The following is an 18,465-nucleotide window of genomic DNA, read 5'->3' as shown; positions in this document are numbered from 1 at the left end:
GCCTCTCGTCCGTCCCGGCCATTTTTCAGGACGGCCGGCGCGTGCGACGATCTGGCGGGGTGGTCATGAGGATTCGCTCGCGCATCGCCATGGTCGGTGGCGTGCCGGTGGTGGTTGCGGCGGTGATCGCCGTGGCCGGCGGCCTGTTGCTGGCGCGGAGCGAGCGGGTGTATGAATCGGCTGTGCTCGCCGGTTCCGTTTATCGTGACGTGCTGGCGGCGACGGCGGCGCGAATCGATTATCTTCAGGTGGCGCCGGCCGATCGCGCCGGTCGTGCCCTTCAGTTCGAGAAGATGTCGGAATCGGCCGCTGTCGAATTGCGTCGGCTGGAAGGGGCGGGATCGGCCGGCGCTCACCGGCCGGAGGTCGAACGGGCGACCGGCGTGCTGGCGCGTTATATCGACCAGATGCGCAGTTTCATCCAGGTCACCGCGGCGAATGATTCCGCGGTCGCAGACATGGGGCTCCATGCCGCGAGGTTGATGGCGCTGACCGATCGCGCCCGTGAACGGCAGCATGCCGCGAACGTCGATTCCCTCGGTTCGCTGACCGAGGCGGACCGGCGACTGCGGGACAGCCGCGACGTGGTCGACGGTTCCCATGAACTGCGCGAGGCGATGCTGGACCTCCAGCGGGCGGAGGCCCAGCATGTCGCCGGCCTCGGTTTCGGCATCGGCATGGCGGCCGGAGGGCGGCCGCTGACCGCCGCCGATTTCAGCATCGCCATCGACCGGCTGACAAGGACCGCCGAACAGTTGCAAACGGCGCTGGGGCGAACCGACCCCTTGGCCGACCGTTATCCGGCCAAGGTGGCGGCGGACCGCTATGCGGCCACGGTCAACGACCTGCAGCGCGCCGTCGCCGAACTACGCGCGGCGCAGGCGGGCCGTGACGTGGCGCTGGACGGATTCGAGGCGGCGGCGCGGGAGCTGGCGGGACTGTCCGGCGGCGATCCCGCAGCCCCGGGAAAGGGAGGTGGCGTCGGCACCTTGGGCGAGCGGATGCTGGCGGAGCAGGTCATCCGCACGCTGCCGGTGGTGCGGGCGCTGGTTTTGACCGGGACGCTGGACCGGCAGCCGGATGTGACGTTCCTGTCCTCCTTCCTGCCGGCCCTGCAACCGCCGCTGGAGAGGCTGTATCAGGCCCAGGCCCAGGTCGCGGAGGCGCGGCGGACACTCGAAGCGGCCCAGCGCGCCGGTGCCGCGGCGGCCTCGATTATCGAGGCGCTGACCTCGCGTATCCTGGTGGTGAAGACCACGGGCTACACTGCGCTCCAGGACGAGGTTGTCCAGCTGATCGCCTATGCGATCCAGGCCAACGATACGGAACAGGAAACACAGAACGTCGCCGTCGTCGCCCTGCGTCTGGGGCGGCGCGCGGCCGAAGCGGTGGCCATGCGCAACGCCGAGGAGGCCGACCGCATCATCGCCGATGCCGGCTCCCTGCTCGAGACGGTGCGCGGCCTGCCGATGTCGCCGTTGTTGCAGGATGAGGTTCTGTCGGCGATCCGCAACTGGCGTGACAGTCTGAGCCGTACGGCGGAGGGGCTGCGCCGTTTGAACCAGCTGCTGATCGCCATGGATCGCGATACCGGAACCCTGGTCGAAACCGCCAGGGAACTGGACGAGACCTTCCGTGACGAGGCCGCGCGCATCGGTGAGCTGCTGACCCGGATTCTGATCGTCGGCGCCACCATCGGCCTGCTTCTGGGGGCGGGGGCCGCGGCGGTGGTCGCGCGCTCCATCAGCCGGCCGGTGTTGCGCCTTCAAAAGCAGATGACGCGGCTCGCCGAGGACCCGCTGGCCGGGCCCATCGACGGCACCCGCCGGCAGGACGAGTTCGGCGCCATGGCGCGCGCCGCCGCATTCTTCATCCGGGAGATCGGTCTGCGTGAGCAGGCCGCCCGTCAGGCGAAGGATCGCGCCGACCGCGCGCTGGAGGATTTGCGCCTGACCCAGGCCGACCTGATCCAGGCTGAGAAGATGGCGTCGCTGGGGGGATTGGTCGCCGGGGTGGCGCATGAGATCAACACCCCGCTCGGCAACGCCCTGATGGGGGCGACCCATCTTCAGGATCGGCTTGCCGAGCTGGCGAAGCTGGCGAGCCAGGGCAATCTGCGCCGCAGTGCCTTTGCCGAGTTTCAGGAGACGGCGGATGAACTGGCCAAGCTGCTGGTGCTGAATCTGGGGCAGGCCTGTGATCTGGTGCAGAGCTTCAAGCAGGTCGCGGCCGACCAGACCAGTGGCGAAGGGCGCCAGTTCATGTTGAAACCCTATCTGGAGGATCTGGCGACCAGTCTGAGCCCGTCCTGGCGCCGGGCGGGGCATAGTCTGCGGGTGAAGTGTCCCGAGTCCATCGAGGTCGACGGCTATCCCGGCGTGCTGGCGCAGATTCTGACCAATCTGGTGATGAACTCGATCATCCACGCCTATGACGAGGGGCAGCAGGGGGAACTGCTGATCGAGGCCAGTACCGCCGGCCCGGACATGGTGACGCTGGTCTATACCGACAATGGCAGAGGCATCGCATTGCCCGATCAGGGGCGGGTGTTCGATCCATTCTTCACTACTAAGCGTGGAGGCGGAAGCACCGGGCTCGGACTTCACATTGTTTACAATCTTGTGGTGAACAGATTGGGTGGCAAGGTTGCAGTGGAAAGCTATCCCGGCCAAGGCGTGCGCTTCACCATTCGCTTTCCACGGCGATTTGCTACTGATAACATGATGTCGGCCGTCGCCTTACCATCGCCGCAGGAGCAGTGAATGGCTTTTCCATTAAAGACATTGACACTGAACCTTGCAAAAGGAGCGGCTGTCTTCGTCGGGTTCGTTGGAATGTCGGGAGTAGCGCTGGCAGAGAAATCACTCGTCTATTGCACCGAAGGAAATCCTCAAAGCTTCAATCCACAGGTCTCCACTTCAGGAACAAGCGTGAACGCGGCGACACCATTGTTTAACAATCTGGTTGAGATCGCGCCAACTGGGAAAATTACCGATACGGGCCTTGCCGAATCCTACACGGTTTCGGAAGATGGGCTGGTTTATGAATTTCGTTTGCGCCGGAATGTCCGTTTCCATTCCAACGATGTGTTCATCCCGAGTCGACCGCTGAATGCCGATGACGTGCTGTTCACCATAGAGCGGCAATGGCGGACGGATCATCCATATCATGATGTCGGCCCCGCAACCTATGATTACTTCCGGGATATGGGATTGCCGACCTTGCTCAAGTCCGTGGAGAAGTTGGATGACCACACCGTCCGCTTCACCCTGACTCATCCGGAGGCACCCTTCGTGGCCGATCTGGCCATGCCGTTCCTGTCCATCCAGTCAGCCGAATATGCCGACGCCCTGATCAAGGCCGGCCAGAAGAACCTGTTCGATGAGAAGCCCATCGGAACGGGCCCGTTTCAACTGGTGTCCTATCAAAAGGACGCGACGATCCGCTACAAGGCCTTCGATGGCTATTGGCGCGGCCGTCAGCCGCTGGACAATCTGATCTACTCGATCACCCCCAATATCGCGGTTCGCCTGAACAAGCTGCGGTCCGGTGAATGCCACGTGATGATATTTCCCAACCCGGCCGAATTGGGAAGTATCGCGAAGGACCCTAATCTGGTGATCGAGCAGCGTGATGGACAGAACGTCGCCTATATGGCGTTCAACACCAGCAAGCCGCCTCTCGACGATGTGCGCGTAAGGCGGGCGGTCACGCTCGCGATCGACAAGCGTACCCTGGTCGACGCGGTCTATCAGAGTGGCGGACGACCGGCAAAAAACCCGATCCCGCCCGCCATGTGGTCCTATGAGGACGGCATCGAGGACTACCCGTTCGATCCCGTGGAAGCGCGCAATCTGTTGGTCGAAGCGGGATATCCCACCGGCTTCGACCTCGATCTCTGGTATACGCCCGTCACCCGTCCCTATCTGCCCAACGGCAAGCGCGCCGCCGAAATGATCCGCGACAATCTGGAGCGCATCGGAATCCGCGTCACCCTTAAGACGGACGGCTGGAACAATTATCGTCAGCAGGTGACGCAGGGCCAGCCGGACATGGTGATGTATGGCTGGACCGGCGACAACGGCGATCCCGACAACTTCCTGTATTTTCTGCTGAGCTGCGGCGCTGTGCGTCCAGGCGGGGCCAACGTTGCCAGATGGTGCAATACCGACTTTGAAGAGCAGATCACGAAGGCGAAGGTAACCACGGATTTGGAACGGCGCACCGCCTACTATCGGGAAGCGCAACGCATCTTCCATCGGGAAGCCCCATGGTTTCCCATCGCCAATTCCATTATCGCCGTGGTTCATCGCAAAGAGGTGAAGAACTATACGAACAATATTTTCAATCAGGACTTTTCCGGCGTTGACATCGATCCCCAGTGAGTGACAGAGATATGCAAACCTCATCTGGGCGTTCCTTGATCGAAAACCTTTCCCCCGATGACCTGATGTTTCAGGACGATGACACGGCGATGCCGCCGGAAAGGTCGTCGCCGTCTGTTTCGCCTTGGCCGGTCCTGGTGGTCGACGACGATGAGCAGGTGCATGCGATGACCCGCGTGCTGCTGAACGATTTCGAGTTCGAGGGCCGTCGCTTCTCTGTGATCAGCGCTTTTTCGGCGGCGGAAGCGCGGACGATCCTGGCCGAACGGAATGATCTGCCGGTGGTTCTGCTCGACGTGGTGATGGAAACCCAGGATGCCGGGTTGCGTCTGGTCCATCACATCCGCCGCGATCTGGGCAATCGCCACATCCGCATCATCCTGCGCACCGGCCAGCCCGGACAGGCGCCGGAACGGGATGCCATCATCGCCTACGACATCAACGACTATAAGAGCAAATCGGAACTGACCGCTCAGAAGCTGTTCACCAGCCTGATCGGTGCCGTGCGCGGTTGGCGGGATCTCGTCACCATCGAAACGCTGAACCAGTCGCTGGAGCGGCGTGTCGCCGAACGTACCGCCGAACTGGAACGGCAGACCACCCTCGCCGATGAACAGCGCCGCTTCATCGAGAATCTCGTTGAAATGATGCCGAGCCCCGTCTGGTACAAGGATGCCGCGGGTCGTTACGCCCTGTGCAACCGGGCTTTCCGTGAGCTGTTTCCCAATGCCTTCAACGGAGAGGCCGCCACCATCGATGGCCTTGTTGTCGGCGATGGCGGCCATGACGGGTTGGAGCAGGCGACGGCCGGTACGGATTCCTTCTCGTTCGAGATCAGTGTCGGGGGGCCGGACGGGGAGCCGCGCGAACTCCTGGTGGTGAAGCGTCCACTCACCGCGTCGGATGGGGAGGTGACCGGGGTCATCGGCATCGCCACCGACATCACCGAACGTCGGCGGATGGAGCACGAACTGCATCGGCTCGCCACCACCGACCCGCTGAGCGGAGCCCACAACCGCCGTCATATCCTGGATCTGCTGGACCGGCTGCTGACCGGACAGGGGGGCGGGGCCGAGACACGGCAGACTGTTGGCGCGGCCTGTCTCATCATGCTCGACATCGACCATTTCAAGCGCATCAACGATGATCTGGGCCATGCCGCCGGCGACGTCGCGATTCGGAGCACGGTCGAGGAGATTCGCAATCATCTGCGCGCCACCGACCAGATCGGCCGCATTGGTGGCGAGGAGTTCGCCATCCTGCTGCCCGAGACATCGGGCACCGACGGTGCGGTCATCGCGGAGCGGCTGCGCAAAGGTCTGGCCGCACTTGTCATCGTGTTGTCCGACGGCCGGCGTTTCCAGATGACCGGCAGTTTCGGGCTGACAGAGGTGCGGCCGCTGGGGGATACGGTTGAAAGCGTGCTGGGCCGGGCCGATCAGGCGCTCTACCGGGCGAAGGCGCTGGGGCGGAACCGGGTCGAAGCCAATTGAAGGGGCCGCCGTCGCGGGACAGTCGCGGGGCAAATCGTGAGATGACGGCTTGACCGTCCTTTCCGGAACGGCTACTCAGGTGAAATGAAAGCCACCGACACCATGCGAATGCGAATTTCCACCCCGGCGCTCTAAGAAGGCGCCGGAACAGTTCGTGTTCGTGTCAATTGGTCGTGTGGAGTGTGTGGCGTGCCGCTGCACCCTGTGGTCTCCGGAACCCCTAATCCGGTTCGTGACAAGGTCGATGCCCTGATCGCTGCTGCGGCGTCCAATGACGGCGTCCGCTTTGGCGAGCGAATGTGTGGCTCGGCGCGAATTATTCTCCCGGTCCGCTGAGGCGGTCCGGGGCAAGCCCGTCTTACCCGAAAATTCGTTCGCTGGGGATCTTCGCGATGTTCACCGCGCATGCCGATGCCGCGCGCACTCCGTCCGTCTGCACGCCCGCCCAATTCTCAAACATTGAAGCCAGCCTTGAGGACCATCTGCCGGCATGGCTGCCGCTTTCGGCGATGACCGATGCCGCCCGACGGTTGTCCGGCCAGATCGTCCGCACCCCCTTGCTGCAGGCGACCGCGCTCGGTCGGGATTTGTGGTTGAAAGCGGAGGTGTTCCAGGCCACCGGTGCCTTCAAGGAGCGCGGCGCCCTGAACCGCCTGCTGCAACTGACCGCACCCGAACGGGCTGGTGGGGTCGTTGCGATGTCGGCCGGCAACCATGCCCAGGGAGTGGCGCTGCATGCCGCCCGGCTCGGGGTGAGGACGACCATCGTAATGCCGGAGACGGCTCCCCGCTGCAAGGTGGAGCGCACGGCGGAACTGGGGGCAGAGGTGGTGCTGTACGGCGCCACCGTGGGGGAGGCCAAGGGCAAGGCGCTGGAACTGGCGGTGGAGCGGCGGCTTACCTTCCTTCATCCCTATGACGATCCCGATGTGATCGCCGGACAGGGGACCGTCGGTTTGGAAATTTTGGCCGACCGTCCGGATGTCGACACGGTGGTCGTGCCGGTCGGCGGCGGTGGGCTGCTGGCCGGGGTGACCGCCGCGGTGAAGGCCCGGCATCCCCGCGTGCGGGTGATCGGCGTACGCCTTGCCCGGCGCGGAGGCCCCACGCTGGCCGACGGGATCAATGTCCATGCGCTGGGGAAGCTGCCTCAGGCCATCGTCGATAGCCTCGTCGACAAGATCGTCGAGGTTGAAGAGGCGGAGATCGCCGCCGCGATGCGCGCGCTGCACCGCTCCTTCGGCGTGGTGGCGGAAGGGGCGGGAGCGGCCGGAGTCGCGGCCGTGCTGGGAGGCCAACTGGGTCGGACCGGCAGAACCGTGACGGTTCTGTCCGGCCGCAACGTCGATGGCGACACGCTCGCCCGGACATTGGCCGCGTGAGGCCCAGGCGAAAGCTCCAATCTTGTTCGGCGGGAGGGAGGCGCATCCGGGACCAAAGGGCCGTCTCGCCGGCCTCTCCCCCGCAAACCGCATAGCTCATTTTCCTGCCGAAGCGAAGTATGGATAGGTCAGTGAAAATGACCTATATTGCTGGTCGCGTGTAAAAACCCAGGCGGCACCGAGAAGATGATTGGCATGACGAACAATTCCGCTTCGACTATCCCGTCATCTCTTGAACAAGCCTCCAGCGAACGTCGGCGGGCGGCGCACAGTGTCTTTGACAATGTACAGGGGCAACTGTTCGGTGTTGTCATGACATCGTTCGGCATTGCCATTCTTCATGCCGCCGGGCTGGTCACCGGTCAGGCGGCGGGGCTGACCTTTGTGATTTCCTACGCGACGGGCGTCGATTTTGGAATTCTGTTCTTCCTAGTCAACCTTCCCTTCTATTTTCTTGCGTTGGCCCGCATCGGCGTCCGCTTCACGATCAAATCGCTGATCGCGGTCACCGGAATCTCCGTGTTGTCCGGCCTGCTGCCGCGGATGATGATTTTCAGCACCATCGACCCCTATGTCGCCGCGGTGCTGGCGGGATTCTGCATCGGCATCGGCGTGATCGGGTTGTTCCGCCATGGGGCCAGCGGCGGCGGCGTCGGCATTCTGGCCTATTATCTTCAGGAAAAGACCGGTTTCCGCGCCGGCTGGTTGCAAGCGCTGTTCGATGTCGCGGTCTTTTCCGCCGCCGCCTTCGTGTTGGACTGGCCGGCGCTGCTGGCGTCGATGCTGGGTGCCGCGGTATTGAACGGCTTCGTCGCCTTCAATCACCGCGCCGACTGGTACGTCGCCCGCTGAGGCTGGCGGGCCGCGCTATTCGCGGCCCAGCACCCGGTCGACCACGGCATCGGCCCATTCGCGCGAGCGGAAGCTCGCCTTGGCCTCCACCGGATCATAGACGCGTTCGACCCAATCCCAGAAGTCGATCGGACGCTTCTGGTTGTAGGCGGCATACAGCTCGAAGAAGTAATCAAGGATGCCAGTCTTCGCCTGTTTGAAATGACCATATTTCCAGGACAGCTGTTTCATCGCCCGCTCAAGCGGCTGGCCTTCATGAGCGAACAGATACAACGTCGCCATGAAGCCGGCACGGTCGGCGCCGGACTTGCAATGCATCAGCGCCGGATAGTTCATGCCTTTGAACAGCTCGCGCGCTTTCAGAAGGGTTTCCTTCCTCGGCATGTCGCGCGAGTTAACCGGGAAATCGATCAGTTGCAGCCCATGGGCGCGGCAGGCCTCCGCCTCCAGGATGTAGGAGGCGCAATCGCGCGATCCGCGCAGGTTCAGGATCGTCTTCACCCCGCTGCGCGCCGCCGCGGCGATGTGCGACGGCGAGGGCTGGCTCGCCCGGACCATGTTGGCGGAGACGCGGTGGGTGTTGGAATAGACCAGCCGGAAACAGGCATGATCGATGAACACGCTTTCCAGATGGCCGAGCGCGCGCTGCCACGGAGTCGTCATGCGGCTTCGGCCGCGCTTGATCGCATCGGCCAGCGCGGTGGTGGTGACCGCCCGAAGGGTGCTTTTCTTCGCCAACTCAGACCTTCCGACTCTGACAGAACGCCAACATAGGCATGGTGGAGGGTCCGTCAAGGCGCGCCGTCATGCCGCCCTGTCCTGCAACCGCCCATAGATGCCGTATTGCGCGGCGAGCGTCAGGACGATCTCCATGTACAGGTTGATCAGGCCATTGGCGTAGAAGGCGGGGCAACCGGTGTAATGGTGCTCCCCGGCCATCGCCGTCGGCTCGATCAGATCGGCGTTCAGGACGATCAGGTCCTTTTCCGGATCATGGAGGAAGGCCGACTGGTCGGAGCGCAGCGGGTGGATGGCCTGATGGTCGTCGGCCTCGATCCTGCCCGCCGCCATGAACTGGCACAGCATTCCCAGGCTGCCCATGGCGAGCGGCAGCACCTGCTTCAGGCTGCGGCGGGCGAGGTCGTCATAGGCGGAGGCCTCCAGCCCCGGACGCAGCAGCGGCGCCGCCTCCACCAGATTCCAGCAGACATGGAGCGCCGTGTGGCTGCCGGTCTTGGTGATCGACAGCATGTCGTAGCCCGACGGCCCGTGCAGGACGGATTTCTGCAACTCCCGCCCCAGCACATAGCCGGCGGCGGCCATGTCGGTGATCGTCCCCTCGGTCCGGCAGCGGTCCTCCTCCACCATCACCTTGATCGCCCAATCCTTGATGATGGCGTCCAGCAGATGGCAGACGGCATCGCGCAGAAAGCCGACCATGCGGTCGGGATCGGCGGCGGCCAGACCGGCGGGGTCGGCGAAATCCAGCCCGTGCGGCGACTGCGGCGGAGTCGGCAGCAGCAGATGGCCGTCCTCGTCCAGCGGCATGCGGGCGATGATGTGTTCCCGCAGGTCGGCATAGAGGAAACCGAGCAGCGTGTTGATCGCGACCTTCTCGTAATCCTCCTTGCGGGTGCCGGCATGGGCCGGGCAATGGCCGGCCAGCGTCAGCAGCTCCTCGCTGAGCAGATAATCGGGTTCCTCGGCGATGCGGTGCAGGATCGGCGCGAGGTTGATCCGGGTCATCCCGGCCGCCTCATGCGCGGAGGCGTAGGTGAGGGCGAAATCGTTGGTGCGGGCCATCGGGCTCAACCCTCCTGCAAGCGGTCATAGACGGAATAGTCGAGGGCCAGCCCGGCGACGATGTCGAGATACAGCTTGATCAGATTGGTCGTGTAGAAGGCCGGGCAGCCGGTGTAGTATCGCTCCCCCGGCTTGGCGAAGGTGACGATGGGCTCGGCGTTCAGCCGGATCAGCCCGTTGCCGTCCAGCACGAAGGCGGCCTGGTTCTTCGGCAACCGGTGCACGGCCAGACCGTCGGGCGGCTCGATCCCGCTTTCCTCCATGTAATGGACCAGCATGCCGAGGCTGGCCATCGACAGCGGCACGATCTGCTTCAGGCTGCGGTGGACGAGGTCGTCGTAGAAGGCGGCGTCGCGGCCGGGGACCAGCAGAGGAGCCGCTTCCACCAGGGCCCAGCAGATATGGATCGCCGTATGGCTGCCGGTTTTGGTGATCGACAGCATGTCGTAGCCGGCGCGCTGGTAGAGCGGCGAATGTTCCAGCACCGTGCGCAGGACGAAGGTCGCCGCCGCCTCCAACGAGATGGCTCCGGAGCCCTGGGAGCGGAAATACTCCTCCTCATGCACCAGATCGACGGCCCAACCGGTGATCAGCCCATCCAGCAGATGGCAGGTGGCGTCACGCAGGACGGAGCAGAAGACATCCGGTTCCGCCGCCGCCATGGCGGCGCGGTCGGCCGGATCCAGCCCATGCGGCGAACGCGGCGGAATCGGCAGCATCGGCCGTCCGTCGGCGTCGAAGGGCAGCTTCTCGGCGATATGGTCGCGCAGGCGGTTGAACAGCAGCGACAACAGGCTGTTGACCGCCACCTTGTCGGCATCATCCTGGGGGATGGGTGCCTGGGGATTCGACGCTTCCCCCTCCGGTCCCTCCGCCTTGTCCGCTGTCGCCCCGGCATGGAACGGGCATTGCCCGGCGCCCCGGCGGAACTCCTCGCTGAACAGGAAGCTCGGGTCGGACTGGACGCGCTGGAGAATGTGGGCGATCGACACCCGGCCCAGACCGGCCTCGCCATGGGCGGTGTTGAAGATCTGGGCGAAGTCGTTGGAGCGGGCGGACACGGTGTCGGACATACGGCAGCCTTCGGCGCGGACTGGGACAGGCAGACTACCCTAAATGGGAATGCCCGCCTTGCGCAACGGAGTGGCGGCATGGCGCTCCATAAAGTCCCCATCGCTGCGTTATTTTGCCACGACCCGGCCCTCGACCTCGGGTGCCACCGTCTTCTTGGATTCGACATAATTCATCACGATGGTCGCCAGCAACACCGCCCCCGAAGCGTCGACGATGACTTTGGCGCGCGGGAAGGCGGCATAGCCGTCGCCGCCCTTCAGCATGTAATCGTTGGTGGCGACGCGATAGGTCGCCTGCGCATCGACCGGCTTGCCGCCAACCAGGACGGAGGTCACCCGCCGCCCCGCCGGCGCCTTGGGGTCGTAGGTCATGGTCAGGCCGGAGACCTGGGGAAAGCGGCCAGCCTTCTCCTCCACCTTGCTGACACCATGTTCCAGGGTGGAGATCAGATCCTGGCCCGACATCTCCACCAGCACGCCGACATTGCCGAAGGGGAGTTCGGCGAAGATGTCGCGACGGGTCAGCCGGGCTCCCGCCGGATGCAGCGCATCGGCGCGGATACCGCCGCCGTTGGTGATGGCGACGTCGGCCTTCAACGTTTCGCGCAGCGCATCGGCGATCAGATTGCCCATGCTCGATTCGCGGCTGCGCACCACATCCTTGCGGCTGTCCAGTTCGGTCGTCGTCGTGCCGATCTCCGCGGCCAGATCGCTGTCCAGACGCTTGGTATAGCCATCGACCACCGTTTCGACCGCCGGATCCGGGGCGACGCCGGCGGTGGTGACGAAGCGCCATTCGGTCGGGATGGTCGTGGTCGCCGGCCCCTTCCCGGCATCCTTGGTTTCCACCGCCAGCTTGACGACGCCGAGATACTGGGCGTCGTGCCCGGCCTTCAGGATCAGGGTGGAGCCCTCGTAGAAGCTGATCGGGTCATGATCGTGGCCACCGAGGATCAGGTCGATGCCCTTGACCTTGGACGCCAGTTCCCGGTCCTCCGCGATGGTCAGATGGGTCAGCGCCACCACGACCGCGGCCCCCTTCGCCCGCAACTCCTTCACCGCCGACGCCGCCGTCTCCAGCACCGGCGGGAAGCTGAGGCTCGGTCCGGCGCTCGACAGGCGGGCGGTATCGGGGGTGATCAGACCGAGGAAGCCGACGCTGATGCCGTCGATGGTCCGGGTCCAACTCGGCACCGTGCCGGCGAAGGCGGAGCCGTCGGCCAGACGGACATTGGTGCCGATCCAGGGGAACTTCGATTCGGCCATGCGCTGCTTCAGCAGATCGGGGCCGAAATCGAACTCATGATTGCCGAAGGTCACCGCATCGACGCCGATGGCGTTGAACAGCGCGATCATCTGTTCGCCCCGCGTCGTGCCCGACAGCAGCGACGGCGAAAGGAAATCGCCGCCGACGGTGGTGATCGCGTCGGGAGCCGTGGCGCGTTCGCGCTTCAGCAGGGTCATCAGCGGCCCGAATCCACCCTGTCCCTTCACCGGCGCGATCTCGTACACGTCGTTGACGTGCAGGAAGGTCAGCGTGCCGTTCTGCGCCCAGGCGGGCAGGGCGGCTCCCAGAATAGCGGCGAACAGCGGTGCGGCGAACAGGCTGGGGCGGATTGACATGCGCGGAGACCTCCGGAGGGAAACAAGGGTGCCGGGCGCACTCTAGACCAGCTTTCGGCCGCCGCGCATAGCGGCTTTGCACAGCGGGGCAGGCGATCGGGAGCGGCTGTGGCTTGAACTCCGTTCGCGACGGTCTCACAACTTCATGATATCCGTGCCAACGACGCGAGCCGAGCCGACCCATGCGCATCCTGGTCATCCAGAACAGCCGTACCGCTCCCATCGGTCTGGTGGGCGATGCGCTGACCGACAATGGCGCCAGCCTCGTCACCATCGCCGCCAACGAGGGGGAGGCGATTCCCGACAAGGACGGCTACGCCGGTCTGGTGGTGCTGGGCGGCCCGCAGGACGCCTGGGATGACGCGAAGGGGCCGCATTTCGGCCGGGTGATGGAGAGCATCCGCGACTTCACCGACGCCGACCGTCCGGTGATGGGCATCTGCCTGGGCGCGCAGCTCGCCGCCCGCGCCTATGGCGCCAAGGTCTATCGCCACACCACGCCGGAACTGGGTATCCACACCGTCAGCCTGACCGATGACGGCAGGGAGGATGCGCTGCTGGGTGGCTTCGGTCCGGAGCTGAACCTCGCCCAATGGCATTACGACACCTTCGAGTTCCCGGACGGCGCCGTGCCGCTGGCCCACAGCCCCGCCTGCGAGCGGCAGGCCTTTCGTCTCGGCCGCGCCACCTACGCCTTCCAGTTCCATCCCGAGGCCACCGGCGACATCCTGCGCGGCTGGGCCTCGCGCATCCGCGAGGAGGCGCGGGAGACCAATGCGGATATGCTGCACGGGCTGGAGGATTCCATCACCACGCACATGCCGGTTGCGGAGCGCTTCACCCGGGCGATGACCCGGCGCTGGCTGGATCTGGCCCGCTGACCATGCCGTTGCCGGCCATCCCGGCGAAGCGGGCGAGCAGGTCGGGGGTGTCGACGTCGTAGAGGATGCCGGCGTCGTCGACCGGCACCTCGCACAGCCGGTCGGCATGCTGGCCGATCAGCCGCTTGGCCCCGGCGTCGCCGGCCAGCGCCGCCATCTCAGCGAAAAAGGCCCGGTCCCACAGCACCGGGTTGCCCTGCTTGCCATGAGTGGTGGGAATGCAGATGGCGCGGCCCTCCAGCGGGCTGTAGGCGGCGATCAGCCGGTCGATCACCGCCGACGCCACCCGCGGCATGTCGCCCAGGCACACCACCACCGCATCCGACTCCCCGGGCACCGCCGCCAGCCCCGCGCGCAGTGAACTGCTGAGCCCGTCGGCGAAGGCGGGATTGTGGACGAAGGTGACGGGGCGGTCGGCCAGCGCCCGCGCCACGCTTTCCCCCTGATGTCCGGTGACGACGATGACGCCGGCCGCTTGCGAGGCCAGGGCGGCATCGACCGCGCGGGCGACCAGCGGCGCGCCATTGATCTCGGCCAGCAGCTTATTGGTCGGCCCCATGCGGCTGGAGCGGCCGGCGGCCAGCACCAGCGCGGTGACGCGCGGCGCGCGCGGCGTGTCCGCCGCGACGCCGGCGCGCGGCAGCGGGCGCGTCGGAATCTCGGCCAGCAGCCCACCGACGCCCATCCGCATCACGTCGGCCCGGCCCGGCGGAATGCCGGCGGCGATGCGTTGCAGCACCCAGTCGAAACCGTTCAGCTTGGGCGAGCGCGCGCAGCCCGGCAGCCCCAGGACCGGCTTGCCGTCGCGCCGGGCCAGCAGCAGCAGGTTGCCGGGATCGACCGGCATGCCGAAATGCTCCACCACGCCGCCGGCCCTTTCTATGGCGGCTGGCAGCACGTCGCGCCGGTCGGTGATGGCCGACGCGCCGGCGATCAGCAGCAGGTCGGCCAGCGGTGCCGCCCCGATTTGCGCCGCCAGCGCCGCCTCGTCATGGGCGCAGCGCGAGTCATGGACCAGGCTGCCGCCGAATGCCTCGACCCGCTCCCGCGTCACGGTCACGGTCTTGTCGAGCACGCTGTCCTTCACCCCCGGCAACCGCGTCTGGATCAGCGCCACCGACAGCGGACGGTAGGGCAGGACGGCCAGCGGCGGCACCCCATCGGCGGCCAGCCGCTCCGCCCGCTCGACCGCGGCGAGAGGAGCGGCGAAGGGGATGATCTTGACGGTGGCCAGCATCTGTCCGGGCTCGACCGGGGCGAGGTCGGGCAGGGTGGCGATGGTTACGCTCTCCTCGATCGCATTGATGGCGTCGATGCGCGCCGGGTCGAGGCGCAGCAGGCCGCGCGCCTGCGCGAACAGATTGACCCGGCCGGTGAAGGCGGCGGCGACCTGGACCGATCCGCCGGCCACGGCGGCGGCGACGCGGGCGGCGGCGGCATCCTCGCCGATGTCGGTGTCGGACAGCTTGGCCGCGATCACCTCGGCAATGCCGACCGCGCCCAGGGCCTTGATGTCATCGGCCGACAGCCGGCGGCCCTTCTTGAAGGCGATGGTGCCCAGGCGCAGGGAATGGGCGAGAATCGCGCCCTCGGCGTCGGACAGGGGAAGCGGGCCGAAATGCATGGAGGCTCCGGAAGGGCACGGACGAGCTATGCCCACGGATATGGCAACCGCGCCGGAACCGGGCAATGGGCTGAAGGTATGGGGTGGAGGGAGACGACCACTCCCCCATCCCGATCCTCAGCCGTCAGCAGGGATGATTCTCGCCGCGCCGCACGCAGGTGATCTGCCCCATGATGGCGATGGCGATTTCCGCCGGGGTGACCGCGCCGATCGACAGGCCGACCGGGCCACGGATCCGCTTCACCTCGGCCTCGCTCAGCCCCTCGTCGCGCAGGCGGTCGAGACGAAGCGCGTGGGTGCGCTTGCTGCCCAACGCGCCGACATAGAAGGCGGGCGAGCGCAGAGCGGCGATCAACGCCGGGTCGTCGAGCTTGGGATCATGGGTCAGCGTGACCACGGCGGTGCGGACATCGGGCTTCAGCTCGGCCAGCGCCTCGTCCGGCCATAGATGATTCAGCTTGACGCCGGGGAAGCGCGCCTCGGTGGCGAAGGCGCCACGCGGGTCGATCACCGTCACGTCATAGCCGGTCAGCACCGCCACCGGCGCCAGCGCCTGGGCGATGTGCACGGCGCCGACGATCAGCAGCCGCATGGCCGGGTTGTGGACATGCACGAACAGGCGGAATCCGTCCTCGTCCTGCGGATCGACCAGCAGGCCGGAACGGTCCTGGCGGATGCGCCGGCGCACCTCGTCCAACAGGTCTGGCTCCAACCCGAAGCCGCCATGGACGGCGTCCTCGAACACGAGGGTCTGGAGGCCGCTGTTCAGATCGGTCACCAGGGCCGCCGGAACGGCGGCGGCCTTCGCCGCCAGCAGCCGGTCAAGAATTTCGCGTTTCATTCCACGGCCTCGACATAGACCTGCACCTGCCCGCCGCAGGCCAGCCCGACTTCCCAGGCCATTTCGTTGGTGATGCCGAAGGACAGCAGGCGCGCCTCGCCATCCTCCATCGTCTTGGCCGCCTCATGCGCGACCGCACCTTCGATGCAGCCGCCGGACACCGAACCGGCCATCGAGCCACGGTCGTCGACGGCCATCTGGCTGCCGACCGGCCGCGGCGAGGAGCCCCAGGTCGACACGACGGTCGCCAGGGCCACCCTGCGGCCGGCGGACCGCCACGCGGCCGCCTGCTCTATGATGTTGTCCGCCATCAGGGTGTCGTTCATCCCGCCGCCTCCTTCAACCAGCGGCGCAAGCCCGGGCTACGACGCGGACCATCAGCCGACAGGACGCCGGCCAGATCCGCGAGGCTGTTCAGGCTGTGGGCCGCAAGAAAATCGTCCACATGCGGCAGCAGCGCCCGGATGCCCGAGGATTTCGGCGCGAAGCCTTCCCATCGCAACAAAGGATTCAGCCAGACGAGCCGCCGACAGCTTTTGTGCAACCGTTCGGCCTCTGCCGCAAGCCCTTCCCCTGCATCCCTGTCCAGCCCGTCGGTAATGAGAAGAACCACCGCCCCCTGGCCCAGCACCCGGCGCGCCCAGGTCCGGTTGAAGGCGTGCAGCGCGGTGCCGATCCTGGTCCCCCCCGACCAGTCGGCCACCGCGCCCGATACGGCGTCCAGCGCCACATCGACATCCTTGTGCCGCAGATGGCGGGTGATGTTGGTCAGCCGCGTGCCGAAGACGAAGCTGTGCACCCGGTCGCGGTCGTTGGTGACCGCATGCATGAAATGCAGCAGCATCCGGGAGTAGCGGGTCATCGAGCCGGAGATGTCGCACAGCACCACCAGCGGCGGCGGCCGGGTGCGGCGACGCTTGCGGGCCAGATCGGACAGATCGCCGCCGTTGCGCAGCATGCGCCGCAGCGTGGCGCGCGGATCGACGCGCGGCCCCGCCGGGTCGGGGCGGTGGCGCCGCGTCGTCACCTCCGCCAGCGGCAGGGCGAGACGGGCGAGCAGGCGTTTGGCCTGCGCCATCTCCTCCCCCGTCATCTTCTCGAAATCCTTGTCCTGAAGCCGTTCGGCGGCCGATACGGTGAAGGAGGCGTCGAGTTCGATCTCGGTCTTCTCCGGCTCCTCCCGTTCGGTGCCGCCGCCATGCAGGGCCTCGGCGAGGCGTTGGGCCATCTCCGGCTGGTCGGGCGGCGCCTCGGTCCGCACCTTCGGCAGCATCAGCGACATCATCTTCTTCAGGATGTCCGGATTGCGCCAGAAGACGTGGAAGGCCTGGTCGAACAGCTCGCTCTGGTCGTTGCGGTTCACGAAGATGGCGTGCAGCGCCCAATAGAAGTCGGTGCGGTTGGACAGGCCGACCGCCTCCACCGCCTCGACCGCCTGGAGCACCTTGCCGGGGCCGACCGGCAGGCCGGCGGCGCGCAGCGCGCGGGCGAAATGCATCAGGTTGAGGGTGAGGCGCCCGGCCGGCGCGTCGTCGGTCATGACGGCCTTACCGGGCGGTGGTGGCGGCCAGCTCGGTCTTGACCTGGGTCAGGATGCGCGCCGCCTCGCCGCCCTGGATGCGGGCGATGTCGTCCTGATATTTCAGCAGCGTGCCCAGCGTGTCGTTGATGATGGAGGGCTCCAGCTCCAGCTGGTTCAACTCGACCAGGGCCTGCGCCCAGTCCAGCGTCTCCGCCACGCCCGGCGCCTTGTAGAGGTCCAGGCCGCGCAGGGTCTGGACGAATCCCACCACCTGGGCCGCCAGCCGGGCATCGGCCTGCGGCGCCTTGACCGCGACGATCTCGCGCTCCCGCGCGGCGCTGGGGTAATCGACCCAATGATAGAAACAGCGCCGCTTCAGCGCGTCGTGGATCTCGCGCGTGCGGTTGGAGGTGAGGATGACGATGGGCGGCTCCGGCGCATGGATTGTGCCGAATTCCGGTATGGAGACCTGATAGTCGGACAGGATCTCCAGCAGATAGGCCTCGAACGGCTCGTCGGTGCGGTCCAGCTCGTCGATCAGCAGCACCGGCGGCCCGGCGAGGTCCGGCTCCAGCGCCTGGAGCAGCGGGCGCTTGACCAGGAAGCGCTCGGAAAACAGGTCGGCGGCCAGCGTTTCGCGGTCCTGTCCGCCCGACGCCTCGGCCAGCCGGATTTCCATCATCTGGCGGGCATAGTTCCACTCATAGACGGCGGATGAGGCGTCCAGCCCCTCATAGCATTGCAGCCGCAGCAACTTGCGGCCGAGCGTCGCCGACAGGACCTTGGCGATCTCGGTCTTGCCGACGCCGGCCTCGCCCTCCAGGAACAGCGGGCGCCTCAGCTTCAACGCCAGGAACAGCGCGGTCGCCAAAGAGCGGTCGGCGACGTAGTTGCCGCGGGTGAGGAGCGCCAGCGTATCATCGACCGAGGCGGGGAGGGTAGTGGTCATGAAGGGCCTTGGAGAGAGGGGCGAGGAATGCCCTCTC

The 18,465-nt window shown here is 66.1% G+C and carries 15 protein-coding genes; 6 read left to right on the top strand and 9 right to left on the bottom strand.

The features are described 5' to 3' along the window. The first annotated feature begins 65 nt into the window (after positions 1-65). The 5 genes from AZL_RS25805 (at position 66) to AZL_RS25785 (ending at position 8,112) form a co-directional block, all read left to right on the top strand. Positions 66-2,762, top strand: coding sequence for a sensor histidine kinase (locus AZL_RS25805; RefSeq protein WP_247894495.1), 2,697 nt, complete (start codon positions 66-68; stop codon positions 2,760-2,762). Next, positions 2,763-4,385 (top strand): ABC transporter substrate-binding protein, encoded by a 1,623-nt coding sequence (locus tag AZL_RS25800; RefSeq protein ID WP_012977365.1) that lies wholly within the window; start codon positions 2,763-2,765, stop codon positions 4,383-4,385. A 65-nt stretch (positions 4,386-4,450) separates the two neighbouring features. Further along, positions 4,451-5,878, top strand: coding sequence for a GGDEF domain-containing response regulator (locus AZL_RS25795; RefSeq protein ID WP_042445851.1), 1,428 nt, complete (start codon positions 4,451-4,453; stop codon positions 5,876-5,878). Between the two features lie 392 nt (positions 5,879-6,270). Continuing rightward, entirely contained in the window at positions 6,271-7,260 is a 990-nt protein-coding gene (locus tag AZL_RS25790) for a pyridoxal-phosphate dependent enzyme (protein WP_012977363.1), read from the top strand. A gap of 186 nt (positions 7,261-7,446) precedes the next feature. Beyond that, positions 7,447-8,112, top strand: a complete 666-nt coding sequence (locus AZL_RS25785; protein WP_012977362.1) for a YitT family protein — start codon at positions 7,447-7,449, stop codon at positions 8,110-8,112. Positions 8,113-8,127: 15 nt separating this feature from the next. Here AZL_RS25785 and AZL_RS25780 read toward each other — a convergent pair whose 3' ends face one another. The 4 genes from AZL_RS25780 to AZL_RS25765 all read right to left on the bottom strand — a co-directional run bounded on the left by AZL_RS25780 (position 8,128) and on the right by AZL_RS25765 (position 12,611). After that, positions 8,128-8,850 carry a fused DSP-PTPase phosphatase/NAD kinase-like protein gene (locus AZL_RS25780; RefSeq protein WP_042445636.1) on the bottom strand — a complete coding sequence of 241 codons (723 nt, stop codon included), beginning with the start codon at positions 8,848-8,850 and terminating at the stop codon, positions 8,128-8,130. Positions 8,851-8,916: 66 nt separating this feature from the next. Continuing rightward, the gene (locus AZL_RS25775) at positions 8,917-9,915 is read right to left on the bottom strand and encodes a hypothetical protein (RefSeq protein WP_012977360.1); all 999 of its coding nucleotides are present in this window, start codon (positions 9,913-9,915) and stop codon (positions 8,917-8,919) included. Between the two features lie 5 nt (positions 9,916-9,920). Next, complete coding sequence (locus tag AZL_RS25770; RefSeq protein WP_012977359.1) at positions 9,921-10,988, bottom strand: hypothetical protein; 1,068 nt, start codon at positions 10,986-10,988, stop codon at positions 9,921-9,923. 108 nt (positions 10,989-11,096) lie between these two features. Then, a complete protein-coding gene (locus tag AZL_RS25765) occupies positions 11,097-12,611 on the bottom strand; it encodes a bifunctional metallophosphatase/5'-nucleotidase (RefSeq protein ID WP_012977358.1) in 1,515 nt (504 codons plus the stop codon). 182 nt (positions 12,612-12,793) lie between these two features. Here AZL_RS25765 and AZL_RS25760 point away from each other — a divergent pair, with 182 nt between their 5' ends. Further along, positions 12,794-13,492 (top strand): type 1 glutamine amidotransferase, encoded by a 699-nt coding sequence (locus tag AZL_RS25760; protein WP_012977357.1) that lies wholly within the window; start codon positions 12,794-12,796, stop codon positions 13,490-13,492. On the opposite strand, the gene AZL_RS25755 is transcribed toward AZL_RS25760, so the two are convergent. The 5 genes from AZL_RS25755 to AZL_RS25735 form a co-directional block, all read right to left on the bottom strand. Beyond that, entirely contained in the window at positions 13,449-15,116 is a 1,668-nt protein-coding gene (locus AZL_RS25755) for an NTP transferase domain-containing protein (protein WP_012977356.1), read from the bottom strand. The two genes, AZL_RS25760 and AZL_RS25755, sit on opposite strands and share 44 nt — an antisense overlap. Positions 15,117-15,240: 124 nt before the next feature. Beyond that, positions 15,241-15,957, bottom strand: a complete 717-nt coding sequence (locus AZL_RS25750) for an XdhC family protein (protein ID WP_012977355.1) — start codon at positions 15,955-15,957, stop codon at positions 15,241-15,243. Beyond that, positions 15,954-16,283, bottom strand: coding sequence for an XdhC family protein (locus AZL_RS25745; RefSeq protein WP_173380524.1), 330 nt, complete (start codon positions 16,281-16,283; stop codon positions 15,954-15,956). The genes AZL_RS25750 and AZL_RS25745 overlap by 4 nt, the downstream gene beginning before the upstream one ends. Continuing rightward, complete coding sequence (locus AZL_RS25740) at positions 16,280-17,497, bottom strand: vWA domain-containing protein (RefSeq protein ID WP_012977353.1); 1,218 nt, start codon at positions 17,495-17,497, stop codon at positions 16,280-16,282. The genes AZL_RS25745 and AZL_RS25740 overlap by 4 nt, the downstream gene beginning before the upstream one ends. Before the next feature lie 7 nt (positions 17,498-17,504). Continuing rightward, positions 17,505-18,428 (bottom strand): AAA family ATPase, encoded by a 924-nt coding sequence (locus AZL_RS25735; RefSeq protein ID WP_012977352.1) that lies wholly within the window; start codon positions 18,426-18,428, stop codon positions 17,505-17,507. Positions 18,429-18,465 lie beyond the last annotated feature (37 nt).

It is taken from the genome of Azospirillum sp. B510 (assembly GCF_000010725.1).
GTDB lineage: Bacteria > Pseudomonadota > Alphaproteobacteria > Azospirillales > Azospirillaceae > Azospirillum > Azospirillum lipoferum_B.
This window is presented reverse-complemented; position numbering and strand designations above follow the sequence as displayed.